This is a genomic window from Chryseobacterium endalhagicum (assembly GCF_016745235.1).
GTDB classification, from domain to species: Bacteria; Bacteroidota; Bacteroidia; order Flavobacteriales; family Weeksellaceae; genus Chryseobacterium; species Chryseobacterium endalhagicum.
On the sequence record NZ_JAELVM010000001.1, the window covers coordinates 611,044 to 623,415 of the forward strand.

Genomic DNA, 12,372 nt, shown 5'->3' on the forward strand with positions numbered 1-12,372 from the left:
AATGAGAATAATCCTTTTTCTGTTAATTTTTATTTCTGCGTTAAGTTCCGCACAGGACAACAAAACTACGCAGATGGATCCTTATATTCAATCCAAAGGGAAACCTACTGCAGCTGTACGTCCTGAAGACAAGGTGAAAATCATCCATACCGATGAATTTAAAAAAGACACCAAGTATGAAGGAAACCAGTACCTGGTGGGGCATGTGCAGATAGAGCATCAGGGATCCATTCTCTATGCTGATGAAGTGATTATTTATAATGACCAGAGTCTTGTAAAGGCAATTGGGAATGCAAAGCTTCAGAATGCCGATGGTTCTGTAATCACAGCCCATGAAATGGAGTATAGCGGTGTAACCCAAAAAGGAGTTGCCAGAAAAGATGTAGTTCTTACCGATCCGAAACAGACCATTAAAACAGATATCCTGTATTATGACAGGCTGGCCAATCAGGCCTATTTCAATACCGGAGGAACAATTTCTGATGCACAGAATGTAATGTATACCAAATCGGCGACCTATTTCCTGAATACCAAAATGATTGATTTTGTGGGGAATGTTAAAATAGACAGCCCCGATTATATCATTGAAGGACCCAATATTAAACAGAACCAAAATACAAAGGTAGCCGAGTTCTTCGGGCCTACGACAATCACCAACCGGGCTAATCCTAAAAACAGGATCTACACGGAAAGAGGAACTTATAAAATGGAGACCAAGGAAGCTTTCCTTAACAAAAATTCCAAAATCTTTTATAATGATAAAATCCTTACCGGTGATGACCTGTACTTCAACAATATTACTGGTTTTGGAAAAGGAACCGGAAATGTTACTCTTGACGATCCTATAGAAAGAAGATATATCAAAGGAGGCTACGGAGAGGTTTATCAGAAGAAAGATTCTGCCATGATGACCCAAAGCCCATATGCGGTGAAGATCATGGAAAAAGATTCCATTTATTTTGCTGCAGAAAGAATCCTGTCTTACCAAAGACCCGATTCAGCGGACATTACCGTGAAGAAAAGCTTTTTGAGAGCTTATAAAAAGGCGCGTATCTTCAAGTCCAATGCGCAGGGAAGAGCAGATTCCATTGCCTTCAATGAAACCGATGGAATCATGCACATGTATACCAATCCGATTCTTTGGAGCGGCGAAAAGCAGGTGACAGGGGACAAGGTAGAAGCCTATTTTAATACAAAAACCGAAAATATAGATTCACTTAAAGTTATTGGAAATGCTTTTGCCATCAGCAAAGTAGACTCCTTAAACCTTAAAGATGAATTTAACCAGGTGAAAGGAAAGTTCATGACGGTCTATTATGAAAATAATGACATTAAGGAAGCCAGAGTCGTAGGAAATGCACAGTCGATTGTATATGTGGATGATGTGGATCAGGAAACCAAAAAGCCTGAGAGAATCGGGATCACGCTTTCAACCTGTGGAATCATCGGAGCTTTATTTGAGCAAAGAGGCCTGCAGATTATCTCATGCAGCATTGGAGCCAATTCCGATACCTATCCTATGAGTAAAATAGAACCGGACAAAAGAAAGTTCCCGGATTTCAACTGGAACACCAGAGACCGGATCCGGAAATGGCAGGATATTCTTGTAGACAGTCCTAATAATGAAGAAATAAAGTACACCGCCGATAATGAACTTTTCAATCAGGCACAGGATGTCATTGATAAAGAAAAGGCAAAAGAAGAAGCCAAAAAACCTAAGCGGGTACGAAAATAATAGCGAATAATTTTCATCTAAAATAATAAATCACCATTCTTTCAATAAGAAATGGTGATTTCTTTTTAAGATAACTATAATATTTTTTTTAAAATAACTGAAAATAATTAGTGTTCTTTTCACATTCCAGTCTCTACCTGACATGTGAAAGCCCTTTAAATCTCAGTTTTTTAATCAGAATTTTTATTTAACATTTATTTTTTGTTAAGAATATCATTTGAGTTATAATATTTTATAAATTTATTACACCAACAATGATAAAAAAAATAATAATGAAAATCAACTATTCCCTGTTGGCCCTTATTTTTTGCATTTTAAGGGTAAACGCACAAGTTGGGATTGCGAAAGCCACCGGCTTTCAACCCGACAACAGAGCTCTTCTGCACGTGAAACTGGATAACAATGCGGCGAGGATGCCGAGATCCAACACAGCAGCAGTTCTGCCAGCCTCGGCCACGGGTACCACCGGAAACGGTACCCAAAGTTCCATTATTTTCAACAGAGAAACCGGAAGCATTGTACAGAATGACGGGACGACCTGGAAAATCTCAGATCCTATCGTAACGACCATGAAAAACAACAAAATGGCCCGTTTCATACGTTCAGGAACGGTGACGACCAGTTGTGGAACCTGTGGATTAGCCTGCGCACTTACAGTCAGGACATGTACCGCTGCTAATGTCAATTTTACGACAACAGCACCGAGTTTTAATGAGATCGCTACCGATGTTTCGTTAGCCGCTGCCACCAGCAATGTGATTAATGTTAATACAAGAGGGCTGTACAAAGTTTCCTTTAAAAGCGGAGCTTTAGACATCAGTACACCTCTTTGTATAGGGGTGATCATCAACCTGAGATCGAAACTTTCCCTTGAGGTGAGTACGGCATCAGATCCAACCTGGAGACCTGTAAATGATACCACCAGTGGTTCTACAGCAGGAGCGCTTTCTGTTACCACGCTGCTTCCCGGTTCTATTGATGTAGGCCAGTCTCTTGCATTCACTTATGTAGGCGTTTTCAATGCGGGAGATAAACTGAGACTTACGATGGGGGGAACTCAGGATATTGGTACAGGAATCTGTACAGGAGCATTAGGTGGAAATAACATGTTTTTTGCCATGTCAAAAACAGGAAATGCTATTTCGGAGATTATTGTTGAAAAAATAAACATGCAGTAAGATGAAAAAGATTACATTACTTATGGTGCTCATTTTTCATTATGCATTAATGGCACAGGTTACAATCGGTAGCGATATTGTCAGCAACCGGAATATTGTGAAAGTTCAGGACGGAGTGAAAGGAGTGATTCTTCCGTATTCAAATATTTATACCTCATTCCCAAGATATAATGCTTCCGCACCGGATGTATTCGATGATTATCCGAATCTTGTAGGAAGTCTCATTTACAATAAGAATGATGAGCAGTATTACAAATATGACGGCTATGCCTGGAACCCTTCAAGACAGATTCAGGGAATTTATCAGCCTAGAGCATCCCGATTGGGAATTTCCTCAGGGATCTCTATTCCGTGTATTTCATTTGGGATAGGATTCTGCTTTGCAGGAGGATCACCAGGCTATCTGGCGGCCGATAACAGAAGTCAGGTTCTGGTAGATAATTTACTGCTTAAAAATGCAAGCAGCGTAACTGTTAAGGCAGCCGGAATTTATGATGTGGGGGTTGCTCTTGTATTTACAGGAGGAAGTTTTGGAGCAGTTGCAGGAGTTACTGAATTTAAGCTCACGCTGCAGGTTAAATATACACCTGCTTCAGATTGGGAAACCGTAGTGTCTAAGACCAATTATTCCATTGTTTTCATTGTAGATACACAGGGTAACAAGACATCAAGCTTTGCACAGACTATTTCTCTTCCTGCCGGAGCCGAACTCAGAGTGGTTCCTGCAATCAGTTCAACTGCGATTTCAGGAGGAGCACTGGCAGCTTACGGAACAGATACCAATGCGTCCAGTTCATATCTTGCAGCACGTTTAATTAAAGCTTATTAATCTCATGAAAAAATATATCTTCAGCTGTCTGGTATTGATCATCAATATATACAGCGCACAGGTTAATTTTACCAGTATTCCCAATCCGGATTCCAACGCGAGCGGAAATGATCAGGTTATGCTATACATTACCAATACAAGCGAAGCTGCCGGTGTTAAAGGATTTGGTCTTCCGGCGGTGGACACAGAAGCGTTGCTGCCGTTTACAGGAGCCAGCGCACCCGCAACAGCTATAGAAGAACTGAAAGGGATGCTGCTGTTCGTTAAAAGCACAGGACAGGCTATGGTTTTCAATGGTTTGGTTTGGAGCAAAGCTTTTGAAGTGGAATCTGACAATATTTCAAGATTTCAGCTTAACTCTGTTTCTACCACTACAGGCGCGGTGCTGCTTCCTATCAATTCTTTAATTGACAAACCTAATTTCCTTGCCGATCCGCTTAAACTTAAAACCAATGTAGCGACAACGGGAGCCAATCTTAACAGATTATACATCCGTCAGACCGGTTTATACAGAATTAATCTGAACATTACTTTTACGGGACCTGCAGGTTCATTCAGCAGCAGGCTGGGCGCCGGACTTTATGTGAACGATGTACAGCGGTTTCAGCTGCTTGAAAATACAGTAAACTTCGATGGAACAAACAGAAAGATCAATCTTGATTTCTCCGTGTATGCAGTACAGGGGCAGTATATCTCGCTGGAAGCTGTGTCAGAAGTTGGGGGAACTACTTCCTATACGGTAACCAATAACAGCTTTGTTACCGTGGAAAAAGTACTGTAAACAAGCCTTTCTACTTTTTATTATTTATATTAAATTACCCTTGAGAGATTAAGGGTAATTTTTTTATTAAAGGCCGATAATTTCTGCATGTGCCGAATCTTTTTTAGCTTTGCTGAAAATTTTGCGACAATGGACATGCATAAAGACTTTTTTACATATCAGGCACAGACCACAAAATTTGCAGCGGGTTTTGAAGTTGAAAAAGCAGAAGGAAGCTATATTTACGGAACGGATGGGAAGAAATATCTTGATTTTGTGGCAGGTGTTTCTGCCAATACTTTAGGACATTCACATCCGAAGGTAGTGGAAGCCATCAAAGAACAGGCGGATAAATACCTGCACGTCATGGTATACGGAGAATATGCCCAGGAAAAGCCGGTAGCCCTGTGCAAACTTCTGGCAGAAGCCACTCCCGATCCTCTGGAAATCACTTATCTTGTCAATAGTGGAGCAGAGGCCATTGACGGGAGCTTAAAGCTGGCTAAACGCTATACCGGAAGAGAGGAAATTGTCTCCTTTAAAAATTCATACCACGGCAATACACACGGTGCATTAAGTGTGTCCGGAAACGAAACCCACAAAAGGGAATTCCGCCCCCTTTTACCTATGGTCAGTTTTATTGAATTCAATAATGAAAATGACCTGGATAAAATTACAGACAAAACCGCCTGTGTCATCCTCGAAACCATTCAGGGAGCGGCAGGGTTTTTAGTTCCGGAAGATAATTATCTGATTAAGCTTAAAAAAAGATGTGAAGAAGTGGGAGCACTTCTTATCCTTGATGAAATTCAGCCTGGATTCGGAAGAACAGGAAAATTATTCTCTTTCGAGCATTTCGGAATTGTTCCTGATATTCTGGTAATGGGTAAAGGAATGGGAGGCGGAGTGCCGGTAGGTGCTTTTATGAGTTCCAGAGAAATTATGGAAACCCTGTCCCATTCACCCAAATTAGGGCATATTACCACCTTTGGAGGAAACCCTCTGATTGCCGCCGCCAGCCACGCTACTCTGAAAGAAGTTCTGGAAAGCGGGCTGATGGAAGAAACCGCAGAAAAAGAAAAACTGTTCAGAGAACTTCTCGTACATCCGAAGATTAAAAATATCAACGGAAAAGGCCTTATGCTGGCCGTAAATCTCGGGACACCTGAATATACCCTTGAAGCCGCTAAAAAATGTATGGAAAAGGGTCTTATTGTCTTCTGGCAGCTTTACAGAAACGAATACATGAGAATATCACCACCGCTCACTATTTCAAAAGAAGAAATCAGACAGGGATGCCAGATCATCCTCGATGTTCTGAATGAAAAATAACCCTAAAATCTCTCCATTCCGGAGAGATTTTTTTATGCCTTGCATGGCAGTTTCCGGCTTAAGAATTATATTCAATATAGATTTAAATCCGGTGATAAATATCATGAAGATTCTTTAAAAAAATAATTGCTTTTTAGTGTAATAAAAAAATTAATTTATATATTGCGGGACGATAAAAACAAAGATTATATGGCGAAACATAAAGTCCATTACGAATTTCCAATGCATTGTTTATCAGAGATTTTATATGAATATCTGGCGACGGCAGAGGGGTTATCTGAATGGTTTGCGGATGAGGTAACAGAGAAAGGCGATGATTTCTTTTTTAGCTGGGGCGGAGGACCTGCCGAAAAGGCCACTTTGATTAGATATAAGCCTGAAGGTTTCGTACGTTTCAGATGGGAAGAAGATGAGGGGACTAAAAATTTCTTTGAAATGACGATCACAATAGATGATATTACAGAAGATCTGGCTCTGAACATTACAGATTTCTGCGAAGAAGGTGATGAAGAAGAGAACGCATTGTACTGGGAAAACCTTATAGAAAACCTTAGAATAAAATTAGGTGCGGCATAAGCTGGACACTATCACATGGTAAAACTGATGAACGATTTATCGTTCATTATTTTTTTATAAATAAATCAGATCAAAAATTGGAAAATCAATATTTTACATCAGACGGATTAAATGTAAAGAACAGAGCGTTTCTTCTGGGAGATGCGGTGAAGGTTTCTTTCTTCGTGAGAAACGGAGGATTGATCATGGATGAAGAGTGCTATTTCTTCCTGATGGCCTCCATGAGAAAAATGAGAATGAATATTCCGCTTTCCTATACCCTGGAATTTTTCCAGACCCTTTTTCATAAAGATATTATTGATGGTAAAGGAATCAAAAACGGAATTATCAATTTCCAGGTGTTCAGAAATAATGATGCGGTAACGGTTTCAAAATCTTCAGTTTCTTATTTCTACGAAGTAACGGAATCGGATGATGTGCTGGCCGTTCATCAGAGACCGCTGGAAATGGATCTTACCAAAGAAATTAATGTAAATACTAATTTATTAAGCAATATCAGGGTTCACTGTCCGGAAAATATCTACGGCGGTATTTATGCGGAAGAAAATGACCTGGATGATGTGATCCTGCTTAATCCCAATAAAAGAATTGCACGTACCACTTCAGGAAACCTGCTGTTTTTGGAAGGAGATATCATCAAGGTTCCCAAGCAGTCCGAAGGATCATATATTTCGCCCCTGATGGAAAATTTTGTGACTTTTCTGCACAAAAATAAGCTTGCTGATATTCAGGAGCATGAAATTATTGCTTTTGAATCTCAAAAAGCCGAAGAAATTCTGATGATCTCTGATGAGAAAGGCATATTTTCTGTAGGTAAAATAAGAAATAAGACTTTTGAGAAAGTCCGTTTTACAGAAATGGTAGAAAGCTGGAAGAAAAGCTTTTAAAAAATTGACAAACCCGGTAAACAACAAAGTACCCAAGTCCTTTACCGGGTTTTATTCTGAGTGAATCAGAAATTGTTTCTTATTTAATATTCACGGATGATTTCTGTGAATTTCTGTGCGATTTCTTTCCGTCCCTTTTCGCTGGTTGCATACTCTCTGTCCTTGGTATTGTTGATGAATCCAAGTTCTACCAGTACCGCAGGCGCTTTTGTTTCTCTCAGCATGTGGAGATTGCGTTCCTCGATTTTAGAGACTGTAAATTTTTTGGAAATTTTTTCAGCCAGTTTTTTGGAATTCTCCGTGTTCTGAATATACACTTCAGTTCCCTGTTTGGCTGTTTCCTTTTCAGGATTATTGTTCATGTGAAGGGAGATCACCATCTCCGGGTTCAGCTTGTTGATCATTGCGGTTCTTTCTCCAAGCGTCGGATACGTGTCCGAATCTCTTGTAAGAACTATTTCATACTGATCCTGGCCTTCATTAAGCTTCTGGATTTCTTTAGCAATATTCACAGTGATCTCTTTTTCGAAAACTGCTCCTGAAACTGCTCCGTTATCATTACCACCGTGACCGGCATCGATCACGATATATTTTTTATTAATAGGTGTAAATGATAAAAATGATACAGAAAAAGCTGATAAAGCAAGTAATTTGATTCCTCTCATGGTCGTGATTTTTGGTTTTTCAAATAACGTGAATTCTTTCTTTAAAATTGGTTAACATAATCTTAAAGTTTGTTAATGTTTTTACAATGTATCAGATAGGGATTCAGTTAGTTAAGAGAAATGTCTTCAGGGGAATTGGCCCAAAGCAGATATTCTCCGCCAAGGTTCTGCATAATGGATTTCCAAAGGGTTTGATCATTGGGAAGCGTGTAATCCAGATTATAAACGTCAACTACCGTCCACATTTTACGCTGTACTTCATCGTCCAGCTGCTCGGCAGACCATCCCGAATATCCCGAAAAAATCTTTACATCATGAATGCTCAGCTCTTTATTGAGCACAGCACTGATGATGCTTTCAATATCTTCCGTGATATAAAAATTCTTGTTGATCTCGGAATAAATTTCAGTCACCTTCTTATCCTTAACGATAAAGAAGACCTTGTCATTTTCTACAGGACCGCCGTCATAGACCTCTATTTTGAAATCAAAAAAGTTTTTGAACTTACTACTCATCTGGCTGTTTTTCTTGTTCAATATCAAACCAAATGCACCGCTTTCATTATGCTCAATGATCAGCACCACCGATCTCGAAAAAATATCGCCGGAAATGTCAGGTGTGGAAATTAATATTTTACCTTTGTATGAGTAATTCATACTCAAATTTAATAAAAAATATTTATGGAAAACCTGCACGACAAAAGAAAAGTGTATGAGAAATCCCAACTTATTGAAAGTGAGATAAAACAAAATCCCATTGAACAATTCAGGGACTGGTTTTTGGATGCCAGCGAGAATCCTGCGGTCTCAGAAGCCAATGCCATGGCGGTTTCCACGCTGGAAGAAGACGGATGCCCAAGGACTAGAATGGTGCTTCTGAAGGAGTATACCTACGAAGGTTTTATTTTCTATACCAACTACAACAGCCGAAAAGGAAAAGCAATACAAAACAACCATAAAGCCTGTCTTCATTTCTTCTGGCCCAACATGGAACGGCAGATTATTATTAAAGCAGACCTTGAAAAAATAGCAGAAAACCTGAGCGACGGATATTTCCACTCAAGACCGAAAGGAAGCCAGCTGGGAGCTGCAGTTTCACCCCAAAGCCAGGTGATCCCGAATAAAGAATTCCTGGAAGAAAAATTAAAAGAACTCGAAAAACAATACGAAAACACCGAAGTGCCAAGACCTGCACACTGGGGCGGCTACATCGCAAAACCATATGAAATTGAATTCTGGCAGGGAAGACCCAACCGTCTTCATGACAGGATTATTTATGAGCTGGATGGGCTGGATTGGAAGATTTCGAGGCTGGCGCCATAATTAGAAGTTAGAGGTTAGAGGTTAGAAGGTGGGTGCAGGAAGAGAGAAGAGATGGCAGAACTTTAGAGTCTTCTAATTCAAAAAACGCGAATTTGATTGATTCTGATTTTTATGTATAAACAATATCAGTAAAAATGTAATAGGAGCGGACTTTAGTACGCTTTCTTTGTATCCGTTTTTTTCGATTCAAAGCATACAAATCTGGTTGGTTCTGATTTTCTATGTATAAAAATAAATCATTTAAAAATTCAATAGGAGCGGGCTTTAGCCCGCTTTTAATTTTGCCTCATCATAAGGGCTTCATCCAAAATTTAAAATGTAAAATAACAATATCATGACAATTGGTAAACAATCCCTTCCATCAACTGCCGACATCATTCCTGGGTGGCTGAGCTTTCTTTGTATCCGTTTTTCCGATTCAAAGCATACAAATCTGGTTGGTTCTGACGTTCTATGTATAAAAATAAATCATAAAAAATTCAATAGGAGCGGGCTTTAGCCCGCTTTCAATTTTGCGTCATCAAAACGGCTTCAGCCAAAACTTAAAATGTAAAACAATAGTATCACAACAATTGGTAAACAATCTCTGACTTAAACTGTTGCTGTCTAGAATACTCGTGGGTGGCTGAGGCCCCCGAAGCCACCAATAAAAAAGGCCGCTTCCTGAGAAGCGGCCTTTGAATTTTCTTAATCTGAATGATTATTTTTTCTTAGCACCAGAAACTGCATTTGATAAATCAGCTCCAGCTTTGAATTTAGCAACTTTTTTAGCAGCAATTTTGATTGGTTTTTTAGTTGCAGGGTTAATACCTTGTCTTGCAGCTCTCTCAGCTACTGAGAAAGTACCGAAACCTACTAAAGAAACTTTTCCGTCTTTTTTCTTTAAAGTAGTAGTTACATTACCAATGAATGATTCTAAAGCAGCTTTAGCTGCAACTTTAGTGATTCCTGCATCTTTTGCGATTGCGTCGATTAATTCAGACTTGTTCATAATTTTTAATATTAAAGTTAGTTCGTAATTATAGCAAATATAATACTATTTTCTAATTGTGCAATTATTTTATTAAAACTTATAAAATTTTTTTGCTTTTCGATGAAAACAGTTAAAATATGATAATTTCACTTTTCACGTAAAATCTACGTTACGGCTCACTAAAATCATGCCAAATGCTTATCCTTATTGACTTTAGCAAAAAAATAATATTATTTACTGTATTTATTAAATCCTGAATTTCGTGTAAAGTCTTAATATTTTTAATGATATGTTTGCTGATTTTATAAATAATAACTTGAAAGCTTGTGTAATATAAAATTAAATAGCTGGGTCTGTGGGAGTTTTAAAATGATTTCAAAAGGCGGAATTATAAATTTTTATTAATAAATTTGCAGTATGTTAATAGAAGTTTTTAAGTCTAAGATCCACAGGGTAAGGGTTACGGCCTCAGACCTTAATTATATTGGGAGTATAACGATCGATGAAGATCTTATAGAAGCTGCCGGTTTGGTAGTGGGAGAAAGGGTTTATATTGTCAATGTGAACAATGGGGAGCGTTTTGATACCTACGTTATCAAAGGAAAGAGAAAATCAGGTGAAGTATGCCTGAACGGGCCTGCTGCCAGAAAAGTACAGAGGGATGATATCATCATCATCATTGCTTATGCACAGATGACTCCTGAAGAAGCCAAAGTATTCCAGCCGAAGATCGTTTTCCCGGATGAAAAAACAAACCTTCTAACCTGATCCATGGAGAAAAAATCGAAGAATCCTTTAAAATCTATACTCACAATAGTAATATCGCTTGCTTTTGCAGGCTTTTTTTTATGGCTGGCTTTAAAAGGGCTGGATTTTAAGGTGATCAAAGCATCTTTAGCGAAAGCCAATTATCTGTGGGTATTGTTTGCTTCCGTGTTTGGTATTCTGGCTTACTGGTTCAGGGCTGTGCGCTGGAATCTGATGCTGGAGCCTATGGGTCACGGAATTTCTACCTCCAATTCTTTATGGTCTATTTCTTTCGGATATTTAATGAATCTTACCATTCCAAGAAGTGGTGAAGTGGCCAGGGCTACGGCATTATACGGTGTGGAAAAAGTGCCGGTAGACAAATCGTTCGGAACTATTATCCTGGAAAGGGTGGTGGATCTTATCTGTATGCTGGGATTTCTGGGACTGACTCTTATCTTTAAATATGAAGCGATACTGTCTTTTTATGAAAACTCAGGAGTCAATATTAACCCTAATAAAATACTGTTGATCCTTCTGATTCTTGCAGCAGGAACCGTTTTATTTTTTGTTTTCAGAAAAAGGCTGGCAACTGTTCCGTTTTTAGGAAAGATCGTAAATTTTATTGACGGTATTTTCCAGGGGCTGACTACCATATTTAAGTTAAAAGAAAAAGGAAAATTTGTTCTTTACACCATAGGAATATGGGTTTCCTATTATTTTGCGGCCTACCTCGTATGTTTTGCTCTTCCTGAAACTTCAAACTTTACTGTTGCTGATGGCTTTTTCATTGTCGTTGTCGGTACTTTGGGAATGATGATTCCTGCCAGTGGCGGGATTGGAGCTTTCAATCTGGCTATGAAATACGGTTTTATGGCACTTTTCATTTCAATGGGGAAAAGTGGTGAATTGGGTGGAGAAGTAGGATTAACATATTCTTTTATTTCACTTCCACTGCAGATCACCATTATGCTGATCATGGGACTTATTTCCATTCCTATGCTGGCAAAAGCAAGAGAGAAAGCAGTTTCTGATAAAGAATTTAAAGCGTAAAATAAATATAGCTTTTAAATATACAGGTCCAATTTTTTAATTGGGCCTTTTTTTATGTCAGTTTTAATCTGGTCACAATTAAAATTTATTCTTAGGATTTAATAATCGCAAGGATAAACAAGGGTGATGATATGCGTGCGTTGTTAAGAAAAACAAAGCCGCTTCGCTTATTTTAGAAATACAAAAGGAGAGCAGGTTTGTATTACATTAATTGGGCTTTTTTTATGTCAAAACTAAATTGAAAATATATGTACAAACCTCAACCTATGGGGGTTTTCTGGTTTCTTAAAGCACAACTTATTTTCCTTATGTTAA

At 38.7% G+C, this 12,372-nt stretch carries 13 protein-coding genes; 10 read left to right on the plus strand and 3 right to left on the minus strand.

From position 1 onward, the window contains the following. The first annotated feature begins 1 nt into the window (after window position 1). The 7 genes from JET18_RS02630 to JET18_RS02660 all read left to right on the plus strand — a co-directional run bounded on the left by JET18_RS02630 (window position 2) and on the right by JET18_RS02660 (window position 7,297). Window positions 2-1,735 carry an OstA-like protein gene (locus tag JET18_RS02630; RefSeq protein WP_202089064.1) on the plus strand — a complete coding sequence of 578 codons (1,734 nt, stop codon included), beginning with the start codon at window positions 2-4 and terminating at the stop codon, window positions 1,733-1,735. A 272-nt stretch (window positions 1,736-2,007) separates the two neighbouring features. Beyond that, the gene (locus JET18_RS02635; protein WP_202089065.1) at window positions 2,008-2,913 is read left to right on the plus strand and encodes a hypothetical protein; all 906 of its coding nucleotides are present in this window, start codon (window positions 2,008-2,010) and stop codon (window positions 2,911-2,913) included. Window position 2,914: 1 nt separating this feature from the next. Beyond that, on the plus strand, window positions 2,915-3,742 hold the full coding sequence (locus JET18_RS02640; protein ID WP_202089066.1) for a hypothetical protein: 828 nt from the start codon (window positions 2,915-2,917) through the stop codon (window positions 3,740-3,742). A 4-nt stretch (window positions 3,743-3,746) separates the two neighbouring features. Beyond that, entirely contained in the window at window positions 3,747-4,523 is a 777-nt protein-coding gene (locus JET18_RS02645; protein WP_202089067.1) for a hypothetical protein, read from the plus strand. A 135-nt stretch (window positions 4,524-4,658) separates the two neighbouring features. Beyond that, entirely contained in the window at window positions 4,659-5,834 is a 1,176-nt protein-coding gene (locus JET18_RS02650) for an aspartate aminotransferase family protein (RefSeq protein ID WP_202090685.1), read from the plus strand. Between the two features lie 189 nt (window positions 5,835-6,023). Further along, complete coding sequence (locus JET18_RS02655; RefSeq protein ID WP_202089068.1) at window positions 6,024-6,410, plus strand: START-like domain-containing protein; 387 nt, start codon at window positions 6,024-6,026, stop codon at window positions 6,408-6,410. Window positions 6,411-6,487: 77 nt separating this feature from the next. After that, window positions 6,488-7,297 carry an aminotransferase class IV gene (locus tag JET18_RS02660; RefSeq protein ID WP_202089069.1) on the plus strand — a complete coding sequence of 270 codons (810 nt, stop codon included), beginning with the start codon at window positions 6,488-6,490 and terminating at the stop codon, window positions 7,295-7,297. 83 nt (window positions 7,298-7,380) lie between these two features. On the opposite strand, the gene JET18_RS02665 is transcribed toward JET18_RS02660, so the two are convergent. Beyond that, on the minus strand, window positions 7,381-7,962 hold the full coding sequence (locus JET18_RS02665; RefSeq protein ID WP_202089070.1) for an N-acetylmuramoyl-L-alanine amidase family protein: 582 nt from the start codon (window positions 7,960-7,962) through the stop codon (window positions 7,381-7,383). A 107-nt stretch (window positions 7,963-8,069) separates the two neighbouring features. Next, window positions 8,070-8,618: a YqgE/AlgH family protein gene (locus tag JET18_RS02670; protein ID WP_202089071.1), complete on the minus strand. Its 549-nt coding sequence runs from the start codon at window positions 8,616-8,618 to the stop codon at window positions 8,070-8,072. Between the two features lie 24 nt (window positions 8,619-8,642). On the opposite strand from JET18_RS02670, the gene pdxH reads away from it, so the two are divergent. Continuing rightward, the gene (gene pdxH, locus JET18_RS02675; protein ID WP_202089072.1) at window positions 8,643-9,284 is read left to right on the plus strand and encodes a pyridoxamine 5'-phosphate oxidase; all 642 of its coding nucleotides are present in this window, start codon (window positions 8,643-8,645) and stop codon (window positions 9,282-9,284) included. Window positions 9,285-9,984: 700 nt separating this feature from the next. On the opposite strand, the gene JET18_RS02680 is transcribed toward pdxH, so the two are convergent. Beyond that, a complete protein-coding gene (locus tag JET18_RS02680; protein ID WP_002976900.1) occupies window positions 9,985-10,275 on the minus strand; it encodes an HU family DNA-binding protein in 291 nt (96 codons plus the stop codon). Window positions 10,276-10,674: 399 nt separating this feature from the next. On the opposite strand from JET18_RS02680, the gene panD reads away from it, so the two are divergent. Both panD and JET18_RS02690 read left to right on the plus strand, forming a co-directional pair. Then, the gene (panD, locus tag JET18_RS02685) at window positions 10,675-11,025 is read left to right on the plus strand and encodes an aspartate 1-decarboxylase (RefSeq protein WP_034706528.1); all 351 of its coding nucleotides are present in this window, start codon (window positions 10,675-10,677) and stop codon (window positions 11,023-11,025) included. Between the two features lie 3 nt (window positions 11,026-11,028). Beyond that, entirely contained in the window at window positions 11,029-12,057 is a 1,029-nt protein-coding gene (locus JET18_RS02690; RefSeq protein WP_202089073.1) for a lysylphosphatidylglycerol synthase transmembrane domain-containing protein, read from the plus strand. Window positions 12,058-12,372: the final 315 nt, after the last annotated feature.